This is a genomic window from Mycobacterium sp. ML4 (assembly GCF_054515735.1).
Map to the genome: position 1 here is coordinate 17,813 of NZ_JBTNSY010000007.1, position 15,504 is coordinate 33,316.

Genomic DNA, 15,504 nt, shown 5'->3' on the forward strand with positions numbered 1-15,504 from the left:
CTCAGATGGGCAGCCTGCGGAAAATGCTCCGCGGGATGTGACGCAACACCATCATCACGTAACGGAATGCTGTTGGCGCCCAAACCAATTCCTTACCTCTTGCTGATGCGGTCACCGCCAGGTTGGCTACGTACTCCTTGTCGACGGTCAGCGGTGCTTCCTTGACGTGGGCGCTCATCCTGGTACGCACCTGACCCGGCCGGATCACCAGTACCCGAACGCCGTACTCGCGCAATGCCTCTGACAGACCAAGATAGAAACCGTCCAAACCGGCCTTGGTGGAGCCGTAGACGAAGTTGGACCGGCGTACCCGCTCACCGGCGACCGTGCTCATCGCGATGATCTGACCGAAGCCCTGCGCGCGCATCTTCTCCGCGAGCAGCACTCCCACCGATACGGCTGCGGTGTAATTGATCTCGGCGATCTGTACCGCTTTACGCTGGTTCTGCCACAGTTCCTCGGCGTCCCCCAGCAGGCCGAACGCGACGATGGCCACATCGATATCGCCGTTGCTGAAACACTCGTCGATCACCTTGGGGTGGGTGTCGGTTTCCAGTGCGTCGAAGTCGACGAGTTCCACCGAGCGTGCGCCGGCAGCCCTCATCTGCGCCACCGCGTCGTCGCGGCCCGGGTCTTCGGGCATGGCTGCCAAGACGATTCGCGCCTTGGCGTTCTGCAGATAGCGTTCGCAAATTGCCAGCCCGATCTCGGAGGTTCCTCCGAGCAGCAGGATGGACTGGGGATTTCCTACGGCGTCCAGCACCATCTAGAGCAGCTCCAAGCGTCGGGCCATGTCGGAAACGAATACCCCGGACGGGTCGACCTTGCGGCGCAAGACGATCCACTCGTCGATCCGGGGATACATGGCGTGAAAGGTCTCCGCGTTGGTGCGGGAGTCTTTGGCGGTGTACAGCCGGCCGCCGAATTGCAGTACCCGACGGTCGAGTTCGCTGACGAACTCGTTGAGGCCGGCCTTGATCGGGAAGTCGACGCAGATGTTCCAGCCCGGGATGGGGAAGCTCAGCGGCGCCTGGTTGCCCGGGCCGAACAGCTTGAACACGTTGAGGAATGAGTAGTGACCGCTGGCCTGGATGTCGTAGATGATGCTCTTGAACTCATCGACGGCTTCGGTGGGCACCACGAATTGGTACTGCAGGAAGCCCGCCGGGCCGTAGCCGCGGTTCCATTCCCCGAACATGTCCAGCGGGTGGTAGAACTGCGTGAGATTCTGGATCTTGTTCCGGTAGGTGCCGGATTTGCGGTACCACAGTTCGCCGATCGGCCCGAAGGTGTATTTGGTGGCCAGGCCGTTCGGAAAGATGTCGGGAAGTGTCAACAATTGGGGCGCATCGAATTTCAGCGGATCGCGGCGCAGCTTCTCGGGTAGCTGGTCGAGGGTGGCCAGCGAGCCGCGGGACACCGCCGCGCGGCCCAGCTTCGGGGGCGCACTGATCGCGTCGAACCAGGCGCTGGAGTAGGTGTAGTTGGCCTCGCTGCCATCGCTGTGCAGCGCGATCGTTTCGTCGAGGGTGGCGGTGACGTCGCCGTCGGCGATGAAGTAGGCGGTCTCGGTGGGGGTCATCTCGATGGTGGCGCGCAGGATGATCCCGGTGAGCCCGTTGCCGCCGACGGTGGCCCAGAACAGGTCGGCCTCGTCACCGTCAGGGGTGATACGCCGGATCTCGCCGCTGGCCAGCAGCAGGTCCATGGACCGGACGTGGTTGCCGAAGCTGCCCGCGCTGTGGTGGTTCTTGCCGTGGATGTCGCACCCGATCGCACCGCCGATGGTGACCTGACGGGTTCCCGGCAGCACCGGCACCCACAGGCCGAGCGGCAGCGCCGCCTTCATCAGCTGATCCAGGTTGACTCCGGCGTCGACGTCGGCGAGCCGGGTTTCGGCGTTCAGCGAGTAGATCCGGTTCAGGGCGGCCATGTCGACCACCAGACCGCCACCATTCTGCGCGTTGTCGCCGTAGGACCGGCCCAGCCCGCGGGCGATCACACCACGGCCGCCGCGTCCCTCGGTTTCCGCCGCCCTGATCACCGCCTTGGCGATCGTCTCGACGTCGGGGGTGCGAAGCACCTCCGCCACCGACGGCGCCGTACGTCCCCACCCGGTCAGCCGGGCCGGAGTCGTGGTCATATCGCTGCTCAACATCGTCAAAGAGGGTACCGCGCCCCAGCAGCGGGTCAGCGGATGCGGAAGATCACGGTTCGCTGCACGACGAAATTGATCACCGTGGCGGTACCCTGGGCGACCACGAAGGCGACGGGCACCGCCCAGCTGCGGTAGTGCAGCAGCTCCAGACACAAGTGATTGAGCCCGACCTGGACGGAGAAAGTGAGCGCATAAAGCGCCATGACGCCGATGAACCGCGCCGTGCTCGGCGACGCCTGGAACGTCCAGCGTCGGTTGATCAGGTAGGCCGTGATGGTCCCGATGATGAAACTGGTTGCCTTGGCCAGATCGACCTGTACACCCAGCACCTTGTACAGGATCAGATAGAGCCCGAAGTCGACGACCGCCGAAAAGGAACCGGTGATCAAAAAGCGCAAGGCCTGGGTCGTCAGATGCAGATGCTGGCTCTGTGCCGCAGGTTCAGCATCTGGATCTGGCGGGATCATCAAGGGGAGTCTAGGTCGGCAGCTTCACCGCGAGGAGCTCGACTTGGCTGGGACCCTGAGGTGTCGAGTACGTCACTGTGTCGCCCGCCTGGTGGCCGGCCAGCGCCTGTCCCAACGGGCTGCGAGCGGTCAACGTCTCGCCCTCGTGGCCTATCGGCGTTTCCTCGACGATCGAGATGACCTGCATCGTGACCACCTCGCCGTCGGCGAACCGCAACGTGACCTCGGTACCGCCCGGCAGCGCCTCCGACGGGTCCGGATTCGACGGCCCGGACTTCAAGCGCCGGTCCAGCTCGGCGATTCGATCGCCGAGCACCGCCAGCTCGTCTGCGCGCTGGATCGCCTCGGCCGCGTCGCCGTGATCACCGACCATGCCGCGGTCGTTCTTGACCTCGATCTCCAGGCGGTCGTACCGCTGCTTGAGCCTGTCCAGCTCGGCGGCGAGGTTGTCGCGCGCTGCCGCCGCCGGATCTGATGACTGGGCTTCCTCGCTCACGTCCGCCGACCTTTCGCCGAGCACCTATTCGATGGCGTTTCAGTGTTACACAAGACGCGTGCAGCCACTGATATCCCGCAGCCATTTACCGGCGCGTATCACGCCGGTGCACTCTCCTCGTCGTCGTACTGCGAGATGCCGTTGCGTACAGCATCGAAGATAGCCAGACCCTGCGACACCAAACCACTGGTGAGCTGACTGATCCCCTCCGCGCCGTTGAGCACGGTCAGATTCGACCCGGCCAACCCTCGCGCCGCCTTGTCCACGATGTCAGGGAGCTGGTCGATGATCATCCGGTCCAGCGTCACCCGGTTGTGCGACGCTGCCGCCTCGGCCTGGATCTTCATCTTCTCGGCGTCTGCCACCGCCAGGATTCTGACTCGCTCGGCTTCGGCCTCGGCGGGTTTGACCACCTCGGCCAGCAACTCCTGCTGGCGCAGTTCGGCGGCACGCTGGGCCAGCTCGGTGCGCATGGTCAGCACCTCACGCTGGGCCTGAGCTTCGGCCAGCGGACCGGCCTGAGCGGCTTGTGCCTGGGCCTTGTCGACCTCCGCCTTGTACTGGGCCTTGACGATGGCGGTCTCCCGAGCGAACTCGGCCTGCTTGCGTTGCGACTCCTGTTCCGCCTCGGCGGCGTTCCGGTTCGCCTGGGCCTGCGCGATTTGGGCCTGTTGCTGCACGGCCGCGTTGTGCGGAGCCGACATCGCCTTGATGTAGCCCAGCCCGTCATCATCGATGGACTGGATCTGCAATGCGTCGACGCTCAGACCGATCCGGGCCATCTCCTCCTTGGACCCGTCGAGCACTTCGGTCGCCAGCTTCTGCCGTTCCCGGATGATCTGCTCGACGGTCATCGAGCCGATGATCGAGCGGAGGTGTCCGGCGAAGATGCGTCCGGTGAGAACCGACATCTGATCCTGATCGGACAAGAAACGTTGCGCGGCGGCGATGACGCTCTCCGGGTCGTTGCCCACCTTGAAAGCGATGACCGCCCGCACGTTGAGGGTGATGCCCTGCTGGGTGACGCACTTCTCGGCAACCTCGGCCTCACACATCGCCAGCGTCAGGAATGCGGCCTTGCGGAAGAACGGGATGACGAAGGCGCCGTGGCCGGTCACCACCCGAAAGGGGGCATTGCTCTTCGCCTTACCGCCCGAGATCAGCATCGCCTCATCCGGCGCGGGCACCCTGTAGCCGAGCATCGTTGTACTCCTTGTGTTTCGTTGTTATGGGGTGAAAGTCGGGTCGTGCCACGGCTCGACGACGACGGTTCTGGGTCCGTGGGCCTGCACGACAAGGACCTGGGTGCCCTTGGGCAGCGGCTCGTCGGATCGGGCCAGGAAGGTCTCTTTGGTGCCTCGTACCGTCAGCAGCACCTCGCCGGTTCCGTGAATGCCGCGGGTGGGCACGATCAGGGTGCCGACGCAGCCGATGACAGAGGCGCTCACGGTCGCATTCTCCACCCTGGGCTACATGGCGTTACATTTCCAGGTCGATTCCCACGACCTGCGCCGGGTGGTCGGCGATGTCGTACGCCGGGGACGCGCCCGCCACCACGTTGGGCAGGTCTCCGCCGGGCCGTCCCGCCAGGAGCGGCCGGACGGTCCAGATGCCGAAGGTGATGGGCGCCACCGCGATACGGTTGCCGTTGGCGTCGGCCACATTGTGCCGAAACCGCATCAACTGCCAGCTTTCCTGGTGCGGGTCGGTGGCGACGGCGTACACGCCGTCGAGATGCCACGCGTTCATCAGCCACCGAGCATCTCGGCCGGGGAAGTGAAGCGTGTCGCCCGGTCCCTGCGACACTTCGGCCGGGGCGTCGCTGAGCGCGGCATGCAGCTCATCCGGTGACCGTGCCGTCGTAAGCGCTGACGGCAGGGCGGCCAGAAACGGGTCGAGTCCAGGTGATGCGGAGGCTGTTGCACAACTGGGGCCGACCAGACCGGCGGCGACGACGAGCAATGCGGCGACAGCCCTCACGCCCAGTCCTGCATCGGCAGCGCGGTGAGTGTGATGACCCTGCTGCCACTTTCCTGGGCGTCGATCCGCGACAACCAGACCCGGCCGCCCGTTGCCCGCACGACGATCCCTTCGACGGTCTCGAACACCCAGGCTGCGGAGGCTTCCACGGCGGTGTTGTCGACGATCCGCAAGTCAACCAGATCCCGCTCGGCCAGCAGTTCGAACAGGTCGCGTTGCGGGTCATTCGCGGCGATCAGCGTGGTCTGGCCGTATTGCCGTTGCAGTGCGTCGTGAATCTCCTGTAGGCAACCTGCGCTGAGCACGGTGCCGGATTCCGTTTCGTCGCAGGCGAATTCGATCTCAAAGGTGAGCCGGTAGCCCTGCAGGAACAGCCGATTGCCGTTGTCGGACCAGGAACGGCGGCAGCAGCGCAGTCCGACGAAACGCTTGCGCAGGTGGGAGCGGGCCGTGCGGCCGACGGGTGCGTCGTCGCGGTGCATGGTCGCCGTGCTGTGGGCGGTGTCGGTCAGGGCGATATCAAGCATGATTGCTGGTCTTCTTTCTGCTGGCGAGGGTGAGGAATTCGCGTTGCTCTTGGGTGTTGTCGCGCATCGAGCCGTAGAACGCCATCGTGGTAGTGGGCCCGGCGAGGGCGGCGCCTTCGCGCACCGGCGTGCAGGCGTATCCGCCTTCCACCAGCACACCCAGCCCGTCCGCGCCGAGCTGATGGTCCAGCCACAGACCTATCCGGGTCGTCATCTTGTCCTGGACCTGGATGCCGACCGAGCACGCATCGAGAATCCTGGTGAGTTCGGGTTGTGTCAGCCGGTTTGCGCTGCGCCGGTAGCCGACGTGCACGACACCGTAGAACGGCAGCAGGTGCTCTTCGCAGATCGCTTGAAACGCAACCGCGTGCAGCGAGACGGCCCGGTCGAAGGGGAACTGCAGTGTCGCGTTGTCTGCACGGACCAGTGTGTGAGGCACCGCGACAGCTTCCGGGTGCGTCCTTGGAGGATTCTCAAAGGATTCTTGGAACGTCCTTGGCGGGTGGCATCCCGCTGGGATCACGCTCTAGCCGTGAACGCCCGGGGTGCCGTTTCCGCCGCGGGATCCGGTGCTGCCGACGGCGCCGCCCGATCCGGTAACGCTCAGGAGCGCCCCGCCGGTGCCGCCGCTGCCGCCGCTGCCGGCGGCGCCTCCGGCCCCGCCGGTGCCCGCGGCGCCACCGTCACCCCGAGACCCCGCGAGCCCGCCGGTACCGCCGGAGGCACCGGCGTGCCCGCCAGTGCCGCCCGTGCCGCCGGAACCACCGGTCCCGCCCGCGCCGGCGGCGCCGCCGGCGCCGCCGTTGCCTGCCAGTAGACCACCTGCGGCCCCTTGGCCGCCCGCGCCGCCGATTCCGCCTGTTCCCCCGGTCCCGCCGGCACCGCCGTCGCCCCCGTCGCCGCCGTCGCCCGCGTTCTGCGTGTTGCTGGGGCCGCCGACGCCGCCGTTGCCGCCGTTGCCGCCGGTGGCGCCGGTGCCCCCCATCCCGCCCGCACCGCCGTTGCCGCCGTCGCCAATGAGCAGGCCGCCTCGACCGCCGTTGCCCCCGGCGCCACCACCCCCGCCTGTCGCGCCGCTGGCCCCGGCGGCTCCTGCGCCGCCGTCGCCGCCGTCGCCGCCGTTGGCTTGGTTCAAGCCGAAGGTTCGGGTGTTGGTCACTGCATAGCCGCCGTCTCCTCCGGCGCCGCCCGACCCACCGGGGGCCCCACCCGTGGCTCCGTTGCCACCGTCGCCGCCGCGCGCGGTGATGCTGCTGGTCGCGGAGTTCGTGCTGGTGCTTGTGGCGGACGCGTTGCCCCCGGCGCCGCCGGCCCCGCCGGTGCCGCCGGCTCCGGCTGCTCCGCCCGCCCCGCCATCGCCGCCGGTCGCAGTGACGTTGCGTAGACCGATGGGGTCGGTGGTGACGGCTGTTGCGTCGCCGCCCCGACCGCCGGTGCCGCCGGCCCATCCCGCGCCGCCGGTGCCGCCGGTCTTGCCCGCGGTGCCGGTGGCGATCGCATCGCCGGCCGTAGTCACGCTGCTGGACGAGCCGGGCGTTCCGGTCGGCGCGGTGGCTCCGTTGGTCGGGGGATTGGCCCCGTTCTCGCCGGTTGTGCCGGCGCCGCCGTGACCGCCGTCGCCGCCGTTGCCCCACAGCCCGGCGTAGCCGCCGTCGCCGCCTCGCCCGGCGTGACCGCCGTTGACGCCGGCCGCCGCGGCGCCGCCCGCCCCGCCGTCGCCGCCGCTCCCGAACAGCAGTGCACTTCCGCCGGTCCCCCCGGACGCGCCGAGCCCGCCCCCTCCGCCGGCGCCGCCGTTGCCGATCAGGGGCGCATTGCCGCCGAGTCCTCCGGCAGCACCTGATCCACCGACGCCGCCGGCGCCACCACCGCCGTAGAGCAGACCACCGTTTCCGCCGTTTCCACCAACCGCGCCTGCACCGCCTGCGCCGCCGGCCCCACCTTGGCCCCACAGGCCGGCCGAACCGCCCGACCCCCCGGCCTGACCCGCGGCGCCCGCGGCGCCCGCACCACCGTTGCCGTACAACAGCCCGCCTGCGCCGCCGGCTTGGCCCGGCGCGGTCCCGTCGGTGCCGTTACCGATCAGCGGCCGTCCCAGCAGAGTCTGGGTCGGAGCATTGATAACGCTCGACGCCGCCCGCTCGAAGGACTGTAAGGGGGAGGCATTCGTCGCCTCGGCACTGGCGTAGGACAGGCCGCTCCCAGTCAGCGCCGTGACGAATCGGTGGTGGAACTCCGAGGCCTGCTCGCTGAGCAGCTGATATTCTTGAGCGTGAGCGCCGAAGATCGCGGCAATCTGCTGGGAGACCTCGTCGGCGGCCGCCGCCAGCACCGCCGTCGTCGGGGCTGCTGCCGCCGCGTTGGCCGAACCCACCGACGCACCGACGTCTGCCAGCTCCGCTGCTGCGGCCGCGAGCGCTTCCGGGCTGGCCAACATGAACGACATGGCATGGTCCCCTCGACGCGAGTGTGGTTGCCGAGCCGATTGCTCCGGTTCCCAACATCGCCCACGTGGGGCCGCACGTGCCTCGGCCAGAAGGCCGAATCCAGGGATGAAATTTGCTCCCCCTACGGGGGGAGCTCGCACGCGCACACTGATCAAAGGGCTGAGAGCCCGAAAACGTAGCTGTCATCCCATGCGCAGCGGCCCGGATCATCCGGGAGGGCCACCGATCCCGTCCGCGCCCGCTGTCCCCAATCCGCCGACGGCTCCGCTGGCACCCGCGCCGCCGCTGAGGACGCCGCCGGCCCCGCCGCCTCCTCCGCTGCCGCCGGCTCCCGCGGCGCCACCGGTGCCGCCCTCGCCCGGGGCACCGCCTGGCGCGACCGGGCCGCTGTTGCCGGCTTGACCGCCGTGGCCCCCGCCGCCGCCGTGGCCACCACCGCCGCCCATGCCCCCTGGGCCGCCGGTGCCGCCCGCGCCACCCGAGCCCCACAGCAGGCCGCCGGCGCCGCCGCTACCACCGGATCCGCCGGCCCCGCCATCGCCGCCGCCGCCGCCGTCACCGCCGTCACCCCCTTCACCCCCGACACCCGGTTGCCCGTCCGCAACGAAATTGATCCGGCTGCCTCCACCGGAGCCGCCGGTCCCGCCTAGCCCACCGGTATCGCCGCTGCCGCCGCCGCCGCCGATCCCGCCGGCCCCGCCGGCGCCGCCGTTTCCGATCAGCAGGCCGCCATGACCGCCGTTTCCGCCGGCACCGCCGTGGCCGCCGGCAGTGCCGACGGCACCCACTGCGCCGGCCCCGCCGGCCCCGCCGTGGCCGCCGGTGGCGCTGACGTTGGCGTGTTGTGCGAGCACCGACGCGGATCCACCGTTGCCGCCGTCGCCGCCGGCGCCGCCCGGCGACCCACCCGGAGCTCCCAGACCGCCGTTTCCGCCGAACGCAGCGGCCACAACGCCTACGGTGTTGCCATCCACGACTGAGCCTGCGCCCCCTTGTCCGCCGGTACCGCCGGCGCCGCCGGCCCCGGCGGTGCCCCCGATCCCGCCGGCGCCCCCTACGGCTGTGAGGTTGTTCCCGCCGGCATTGGCTCCGGCGAATACCGCAGCGTCACCACCCGGACCGCCGGTGCCGCCGGACTCTCCGGTGCCTCCGGTGCCTCCGGTGCCTCCGGTGCCGCCGCCCAGTCGTATGGCGTCGACGCCGCGTATGCCATTACTCGCCCCTTGAGTTCCGTCGGGGGCAGTGGTGCCCGTCGGCGTCGGGTTGACGCCGTTCGTGCCCGCCAGCCCCGTGCCGCCGTGCCCGCCGTTGCCGCCGTTGCCGAACCAGATGGCGTTGCCGCCCTCCCCGCCGTGTCCGGGGTTGCCGCCGTTGACCCCGGCCAGCGCCGCACCGCCGGCGCCGCCGCAACCCCCGTTGCCGTAAAGCAGTCCACCGACGCCGCCGACTCCGCCGTTGGCGCCGGCGCCGCCCTGACCACCGGCACCGCCGTTGCCGAGCAGTCCCGCGCTGCCGCCCGCGCCTCCCGCTATTCCGGCGGCGGTGCTGGTGCCGCCGGTTCCGCCGTTGCCGAACAGCAGTCCGCCGGCGCCGCCGGGCTGGCCGACGCCGTTGATCGTCGCGCCTGCGGCCCCATCGCCGACCAGCGGGCGGCCCAACAGAGTCTGGGTGGGAGCGTTGATGGCCGACAGCGCGGCGTCCTGCACCAGCTGCAACGGTGAAGCATTCGCGGCCTCGGCCAACGAGTAGGCATTGCCCGCTCCGCTCAGCGCCTGCACGAACTGTTGGTGTAGCGCCTCTGCTTGCATGCTGACCGCTTGATATGCCTGAGCGTGAGACCTGAAGAGCCCAGCGATCTGGGTCGACACCTCGTCGGCGGCCGCAGCAAGCAGGTCCGCGGTGGGGGCGGTCGCGGTAGCGGTCGCCGAGCGCATGGCCGATCCGATGTCGGACACTTCCCGCGCTGCCAACGACAGCGACTCCGGAACTACAACGAGCCGCGACATCCAAGGACCTCCCGCTAAATCGACAGACGTCCCCACGCGCATCTGTTCATGTACCGATCGTGGTCGGATGCTAACGGCCAGGGCCCCAGCGCGAAGGGCAATTCGCCAGCTTCATGTGCTCCCCAAGAATCTCCAAAGCTTTTAAGTAGAACCACATTCCAGCCTTGTCTCATGCGCACCATCGAGAACGTCCGCGGCGCCGTCGCCAAGCTGACCCTGTCCTTCGCCGGCGTGGCTGCAACGCTGGGCCTGGCGTCCGGCCTTGCTCATGCCGCCGTGTCCGCGTCGGTGCCAAACAGCGCGGCGCCCCGCATGTACGGCGACCCGGCCGCCGCTGCCCAGTACTGGCGCAAGCAATCCTCTGACGACTGCGCCCTGATGGCCGTCGCTGACGTCATCGGCGAACTCACCGGCCGCCAGCCGTCCGAGGACGAGATCATCGCGGTGGCGGTGCGGCTGGGCAGCCGGGTGCACGCGGGGCCGGTGTACCGTTCGGGCTACGGCACTGACCCGGCCGACATTCCGGTGCTGCTGGCGCAGTACGGCATTTATGGGGTGGCCACCAGCCTCGATGACGCCGCCACCGGGCTGGACTCCGGCATGGAGGCGCTCGAACGCTACCTGGACGGCGGCCACAAGGTGATCGCCGGGGTGAACGCCGAAATGATCTGGGGCCTGCCGGTGCAAACCAAGGACAACCGCGGTAATCCGGCGAGCGACCACGCCGTCGTCGTGACCGGCGTCGACCTGGTCAACGGCACGGTGCATCTCAACGACAGCGCCAGCCCGAGCGGACCGGACGAGATCGTATCGCTGGAGGTCTTTGGGCGGTCCTGGGCCACCGGCAACGACGAGATGGTGGTGACACGGGAAAAGCGTTGAGGGTCAGCCGAATTCAAGCAAAGTGTAGGCGCCGCGGAACGGCTTGAGGGGCGGGAGCTGCCACAGGGCCGGATAGAGGTGCCCGAAGAACCAGCCCCGCCCCGCGGGCATCGGCACATCGTGCACCGCCCGGATGCCGGGAACGGTGTGCGCCAGATTCGCCAGTTGGCGTGGTGAGAGGCTGAACGGCATCGGCGGCACCCGATAGTGCTTGGACGACCGCATTCCTTTGCGCGCCACCTTTTTGACGATGGTCGGTGGCACGTCGAAGAACATCTGACCGCCGGCGAACCGGTTGGCGCACTCGGTGATGAGTCCCAGCGCCTGCTCCGGTTGCAGGTACATCAGCAGACCCTCGGCGGTGACGAACACGCCGTCGCTGCTGTCGATCTTGTCCATCCAGGTGTAGTCCAGCGCAGACTGCGCGATCTCGGTGATCCGTGGCGAGTGCGGCAGCAGCCGTCGCCGCAACTCGATCACCGGCGGCAGATCGATTGACACCCAACGAAATTGAGCATCGGGAAGCGCAGCGTCGAGTCGCCAGAAGCTGGTCTGGAAGCCCTCGGCCAGCGCGACGACGGTCGCCTTGGGATGCTGCGCCAGGTACGCGAGAGCGCATTTGTCGACGGCCAGCGAGCGCAACGCCATCTCCTGGCCCTTGCGGCCGAACTTCTCGAAGTCGAAGTCGATGGACTCGACGAGCTTGATGGCCATCGGGTCGTCGATGATCGCCTGCGGATGGGCGGCTTGGAAAGCCCTGCCGTTGAGGGTGAGTAGCGCGGTCTCGGAAACTCCGGTGAGCATGCTGGCGTCAACACGCTCGGACGACGGGCGACTCATGCGAGCCAATCTAGCCGGGTGTGCCGCCGAGACCGTCGCTGCCCAGCGAGCCGCCGGCACCGATGGCGCCAACCGCTCCCGCCGCCCCGATCAGTGCGCTGCCCGTCCCGCCATGACCGCCGGCGCCACCGGCACCTGCGGCGCCGCCGCTGCCTCCGTCGCCGGCACCGCCTCCCTTTCCGATTGCGGCGCCGGTGCCACCATGACCGCCATTACCGCCGGTGCCGCCGTCGCCGCCCGTGCCGCCGCCACCGCCGGAGCCCCCCGCGCCGCCGCTGCCGAATAGCAGGCCACCAGCCCCGCCGTTGCCTCCGGTTCCGCCAGACCCGCCGGCGCCTCCGACCCCGCCCGCGCCACCGTCCCCGCCGGCGCCGCCGTTTCCTGTTGTACCGGTTGCGCTGTTGATAAGGGCGGTACCGCCGTTTCCGCCCCTTCCGCCCGCACCGCCGAAGTCGCCAGTGCCGCCGGCGCCACCCGTGCCCCCCGGGCCGCCGTGCCCGCCATTGCCGATCAGAAGTCCGCCATGACCTCCATTGCCGCCGGCCCCGCCCGTATGACCACTGGCTCCGGCCGCACCGGTGGAACCGTCGCCCCCGGCGCCGCCCCCGCCGCCTATTGCCGAGAGGTTCGGAGCTATGCCCCTGGCTGTGGCGGTGCCGCCGTTGCCGCCGTTTCCACCGGCGCCACCCTCAGCCCCTCCGTGTCCGCCGGCGCCACCGACGCCACCTCGAGCACTTATCGACCCGCTCGTCACGCCGGCGCTGTCGGTAGAGCTGGCTGGGCCGCCGTTGCCCCCTGCGCCGCCGGTGCCCCCGTCGCCGCCCGTGCCTCCCACGCCCCCGGTGCCGCCGACGGAATTGAGGCTGAGCCCGCTGGCCGTCGTGAGGTTGTTGGCTCCCGCCAGGCCGCCCGTTCCGCCGGCGCCACCGTTCATCCCCGGATCACCGGTAGGGCCGGTGGCACCCATGTCGCCGCCGACGAAGATGCTGTAGCCCGCGACTACGTTGGCATTCGCGTTAGTTCCCGTAGCCGGGTTCGGGGCGTTGGCAGGATTGACGCCGTTGGCGCCGGCCAGACCAGCTCCTCCCACGCCGCCGCTGCCACCGTTGCCGAACAGGACTGCAACACCGCCGTCGCCGCCGCGTCCGGGGTTGCCGCCGTTGATGCCGGCCAGAGCCGCACCACCGGCGCCGCCGGCGCCGCCGTTGCCGTACAGCAGCCCTCCCGTTCCGCCGCCGCCGCCAATCGCCCCGGCCCCGGCGCGACCGCCCGCTCCGCCGTTACCGATCAGCCCGGCGCTGCCGCCCGCGCCACCGGCAGCCCCGGGTGCCGTGCTCGCACCGCCCGCGCCCCCATCACCGACCAACAGGCCGCCTGCTCCGCCCAGCTGACCCACTCCGTCGACGGTGCCGCCGTCGGCGCCGTTACCGATCAGCGGCCGTCCCAGCAGAGTCTGGGTCGGAGCGTTGATCACGCTCAACGCCGCCCGCTCGAAGGACTGCAAGGGGGAAGCATTCGTCGCCTCGGCACTGGCGTAGGACAGGCCGCTCCCAGTCAGCGCCGTGACGAATCGGTGGTGGAACTCCGAGGCCTGCTCGCTGAGCAGCTGATATTCTTGAGCGTGAGCGCCGAAGATCGCGGCAATCTGCTGGGAGACCTCGTCGGCGGCCGCCGCCAGCACCGCCGTCGTCGGGGCTGCTGCCGCCGCGTTGGCCGAACCCACCGACGCACCGACGTCTGCCAGCTCCGCTGCTGCGGCCGCGAGCGCTTCCGGGCTGGCCAACATGAACGACATGGCATGGTCCCCTCGACGCGAGTGTGGTTGCCGAGCCGATTGCTCCGGTTCCCAACATCGCCCACGTGGGGCCGCACGTGCCTCGGCCAGAAGGCCGATTCCAGGGATGAAATTTGCTCCCCCTACGGGGGGAGACGCAGGCCTTCGCGGCCAGCGCGCGACCTCAAACCCAGTACGCCACCCGCGCGCGGTACTGCCGCATCGCCAACGCCGCCATCACCCACCCCACGATCGTCAGCACCACCACCACCGCCCAGTGCCGCAGCTCCTGGGGGGCGCCCAGCAGCGGCGCACGCACGATGTCCAGGTAGTGCAGCAGTGGGTTGAGTTCGACGATCTTCGACCAACGGCCGGCACCCTGTTGCTGAAGGGTGCTGTCGTTCCAAATGATCGGCGTCATGAAGAACAGCAGCTGCACCACCGAGTTCAGCAGCGGCCCGATGTCGCGGTAACGGGTCGCCAGAATGCCGAAGCACAGCGACACCCAGATGCAGTTGAGCATGATCAGTGCCAGTGCGGGCAGCACGGACAGGTCCGCCCACGACCACGGCTTGGGATAGATGATCGCGATGACGAGGTAGATCACGATGTTGTGCGCGAACAAGATCATCTGCCGCCACACCAGCCGATAGACGTGCACGCTCAGCGGGGTGGGCAGTTGCTTGATCAATCCCTCGTTGTGCACGAAGACGTCGGCGCCCTCAAGAATGGCGGCATTGATCAGGTTCCACACGATAAGCCCGAGCGTGACGTAGGGCAGGTGCTCGGACAGGTCGAGATGGAACAGCTTGGAGTACAGCCCGCCCATCGCCACGGCCGTCGTGCCCGTCGCGATCGTGATCCAGAACGGCCCCAGCACCGAGCGGCGATAGCGCTGTTTGATGTCCTGCCAACCCAGGTGCAACCACAATTCGTGGCGCCGGAACCCGGCGACCAGATCACCTCGGGCGCGGGCGAAGGTCTTTGACTGCGCTGCCGCGTCGATGAACGTCATGCCGAACCTCCTGGCCGCCCGAATTGTTCCCGCCGTCCCAGCCGTCGCAGCCGGACCCACTCGATCAATCCCTTGGGGTCGCGGCGGGTCACCAGGAAGAACCAGCCGAAACGAATCCACTCCTGCGGCAGCAACTTGCGCAGGCCCGGCTGGGATAACACGTAGCCGCGATTGCGGTAGGTGAAGAAGCGCTTGCTGGAATCATCGGGGTACTGCGTGTGCATGCGGCCGCCGAGGATCGGCTTGAATTCGTCCGAGCCACATGGATGCAGATAGACCGCGTTCAGGCAGGTGCCGAACGGCAGCCCGGAGCGCACCAGTCTGCGGTGCATCTCGACTTCGTCGCCGCGGATGAACAATCGCAGATCCGGCACGCCGATCGCCTCCAGCGCCGACGCGCGAAAAAGCGCGCCGTTGAACAGCGAGGCGATGCCGGGCAGCAGGTCCTGGCCGGTCTCGGTGCGCAATTCGCTGACCCGTCGGCGCCAAACCAGTCCACGGCGCAATGGAAAGGCCAGCGATTCAGGGTCTTTGATGTTGCAGACCATCGGAGACACCTCGGCCAGCCCGTGTTTGTCCGCGCAGGCCAACAACGTCGCCAGCACCTCGGCGTCCGCGGCGCGCCCGTCGTCATCGGCCAGCCATATCCAGTCCGCCCCATGGGCCAGGGCCAGCAACATGCCCAGCGCGAAACCTCCTGCGCCGCCGAGGTTTCGGCGGGAATTGAGGTATATCGATGGAATGTCTTGGGCCGCAACGAGATAGTGCACACGGCTGTCACCGGAGTCGTCGTTGTCGATGACGATGAGCCGATCCGGGGCCCGGGTCTGGGTGGCCAGGGACTCCAGGGAGCGGGCGAGTTCCTCGGGTCGCCGGTGGGTGACCACGACGGCGAAGACATAGTCACTCACG

The 15,504-nt window shown here is 68.9% G+C and carries 16 protein-coding genes; 1 reads left to right on the forward strand and 15 read right to left on the reverse strand.

Translation table 11 applies throughout. The features are described from left to right. Window position 1: 1 nt before the first annotated feature. The 11 genes from ACX9NE_RS09160 to ACX9NE_RS09210 all read right to left on the reverse strand — a co-directional run bounded on the left by ACX9NE_RS09160 (window position 2) and on the right by ACX9NE_RS09210 (window position 10,081). The gene (locus ACX9NE_RS09160) at window positions 2-766 is read right to left on the reverse strand and encodes a decaprenylphospho-beta-D-erythro-pentofuranosid-2-ulose 2-reductase (RefSeq protein WP_459361377.1); all 765 of its coding nucleotides are present in this window, start codon (window positions 764-766) and stop codon (window positions 2-4) included. Next, complete coding sequence (locus tag ACX9NE_RS09165; protein ID WP_459361378.1) at window positions 767-2,158, reverse strand: FAD-binding oxidoreductase; 1,392 nt, start codon at window positions 2,156-2,158, stop codon at window positions 767-769. It lies immediately after the preceding gene. A gap of 32 nt (window positions 2,159-2,190) precedes the next feature. Continuing rightward, window positions 2,191-2,556 (reverse strand): GtrA family protein, encoded by a 366-nt coding sequence (locus ACX9NE_RS09170; protein WP_459361603.1) that lies wholly within the window; start codon window positions 2,554-2,556, stop codon window positions 2,191-2,193. A gap of 79 nt (window positions 2,557-2,635) precedes the next feature. Beyond that, window positions 2,636-3,121, reverse strand: coding sequence for a GreA/GreB family elongation factor (locus ACX9NE_RS09175; RefSeq protein WP_459361379.1), 486 nt, complete (start codon window positions 3,119-3,121; stop codon window positions 2,636-2,638). Window positions 3,122-3,219: 98 nt separating this feature from the next. Beyond that, complete coding sequence (locus ACX9NE_RS09180) at window positions 3,220-4,323, reverse strand: SPFH domain-containing protein (RefSeq protein ID WP_459361380.1); 1,104 nt, start codon at window positions 4,321-4,323, stop codon at window positions 3,220-3,222. A gap of 24 nt (window positions 4,324-4,347) precedes the next feature. After that, window positions 4,348-4,569 carry an NfeD family protein gene (locus ACX9NE_RS09185; protein WP_459361381.1) on the reverse strand — a complete coding sequence of 74 codons (222 nt, stop codon included), beginning with the start codon at window positions 4,567-4,569 and terminating at the stop codon, window positions 4,348-4,350. Window positions 4,570-4,600: 31 nt separating this feature from the next. Beyond that, window positions 4,601-5,101 (reverse strand): hypothetical protein, encoded by a 501-nt coding sequence (locus ACX9NE_RS09190; protein WP_459361382.1) that lies wholly within the window; start codon window positions 5,099-5,101, stop codon window positions 4,601-4,603. After that, window positions 5,098-5,628 (reverse strand): 6-carboxytetrahydropterin synthase, encoded by a 531-nt coding sequence (locus ACX9NE_RS09195; RefSeq protein ID WP_459361383.1) that lies wholly within the window; start codon window positions 5,626-5,628, stop codon window positions 5,098-5,100. The genes ACX9NE_RS09190 and ACX9NE_RS09195 overlap by 4 nt, the downstream gene beginning before the upstream one ends. Then, window positions 5,621-6,067, reverse strand: a complete 447-nt coding sequence (locus ACX9NE_RS09200; protein ID WP_459361384.1) for a GTP cyclohydrolase I — start codon at window positions 6,065-6,067, stop codon at window positions 5,621-5,623. The genes ACX9NE_RS09195 and ACX9NE_RS09200 overlap by 8 nt, the downstream gene beginning before the upstream one ends. Before the next feature lie 87 nt (window positions 6,068-6,154). Beyond that, window positions 6,155-8,074, reverse strand: coding sequence for a PE family protein (locus ACX9NE_RS09205; RefSeq protein WP_459361385.1), 1,920 nt, complete (start codon window positions 8,072-8,074; stop codon window positions 6,155-6,157). Between the two features lie 207 nt (window positions 8,075-8,281). Continuing rightward, on the reverse strand, window positions 8,282-10,081 hold the full coding sequence (locus tag ACX9NE_RS09210) for a PE family protein (RefSeq protein WP_459361386.1): 1,800 nt from the start codon (window positions 10,079-10,081) through the stop codon (window positions 8,282-8,284). 171 nt (window positions 10,082-10,252) lie between these two features. On the opposite strand from ACX9NE_RS09210, the gene ACX9NE_RS09215 reads away from it, so the two are divergent. After that, window positions 10,253-10,963, forward strand: coding sequence for a C39 family peptidase (locus ACX9NE_RS09215; protein ID WP_459361387.1), 711 nt, complete (start codon window positions 10,253-10,255; stop codon window positions 10,961-10,963). 3 nt (window positions 10,964-10,966) lie between these two features. Here the strand turns inward: ACX9NE_RS09215 and ACX9NE_RS09220 are convergent, their stop codons facing one another. The 4 genes from ACX9NE_RS09220 to glfT1 form a co-directional block, all read right to left on the reverse strand. Beyond that, window positions 10,967-11,803, reverse strand: coding sequence for a class I SAM-dependent methyltransferase (locus ACX9NE_RS09220; protein ID WP_459361388.1), 837 nt, complete (start codon window positions 11,801-11,803; stop codon window positions 10,967-10,969). 10 nt (window positions 11,804-11,813) lie between these two features. Next, entirely contained in the window at window positions 11,814-13,598 is a 1,785-nt protein-coding gene (locus tag ACX9NE_RS09225; protein ID WP_459361389.1) for a PE family protein, read from the reverse strand. Between the two features lie 163 nt (window positions 13,599-13,761). Further along, window positions 13,762-14,592 (reverse strand): galactan export ABC transporter permease subunit Wzm/RfbD, encoded by an 831-nt coding sequence (wzm, locus tag ACX9NE_RS09230; protein ID WP_459361390.1) that lies wholly within the window; start codon window positions 14,590-14,592, stop codon window positions 13,762-13,764. Next, the gene (glfT1, locus tag ACX9NE_RS09235; RefSeq protein WP_459361391.1) at window positions 14,589-15,503 is read right to left on the reverse strand and encodes a galactofuranosyltransferase GlfT1; all 915 of its coding nucleotides are present in this window, start codon (window positions 15,501-15,503) and stop codon (window positions 14,589-14,591) included. The genes wzm and glfT1 overlap by 4 nt, the downstream gene beginning before the upstream one ends. Window position 15,504 lies beyond the last annotated feature (1 nt).

Excerpts from the sequence above, each read along its gene's own strand:
- ACX9NE_RS09160 (WP_459361377.1), bottom strand. The coding sequence starts at position 766 with ATGGTGCTGGACGCCGTAGGAAATCCCCAGTCCATCCTGCTGCTCGGA.
- ACX9NE_RS09165 (WP_459361378.1), bottom strand. The coding sequence starts at position 2,158 with ATGTTGAGCAGCGATATGACCACGACTCCGGCCCGGCTGACCGGGTGG.
- ACX9NE_RS09180 (WP_459361380.1), bottom strand. The coding sequence starts at position 4,323 with ATGCTCGGCTACAGGGTGCCCGCGCCGGATGAGGCGATGCTGATCTCG.
- ACX9NE_RS09195 (WP_459361383.1), bottom strand. The coding sequence starts at position 5,628 with ATGCTTGATATCGCCCTGACCGACACCGCCCACAGCACGGCGACCATG.
- ACX9NE_RS09205 (WP_459361385.1), bottom strand. The coding sequence starts at position 8,074 with ATGTCGTTCATGTTGGCCAGCCCGGAAGCGCTCGCGGCCGCAGCAGCG.
- ACX9NE_RS09210 (WP_459361386.1), bottom strand. The coding sequence starts at position 10,081 with ATGTCGCGGCTCGTTGTAGTTCCGGAGTCGCTGTCGTTGGCAGCGCGG.
- ACX9NE_RS09215 (WP_459361387.1), top strand. The coding sequence starts at position 10,253 with ATGCGCACCATCGAGAACGTCCGCGGCGCCGTCGCCAAGCTGACCCTG.
- ACX9NE_RS09220 (WP_459361388.1), bottom strand. The coding sequence starts at position 11,803 with ATGAGTCGCCCGTCGTCCGAGCGTGTTGACGCCAGCATGCTCACCGGA.
- ACX9NE_RS09225 (WP_459361389.1), bottom strand. The coding sequence starts at position 13,598 with ATGTCGTTCATGTTGGCCAGCCCGGAAGCGCTCGCGGCCGCAGCAGCG.
- wzm (WP_459361390.1), bottom strand. The coding sequence starts at position 14,592 with ATGACGTTCATCGACGCGGCAGCGCAGTCAAAGACCTTCGCCCGCGCC.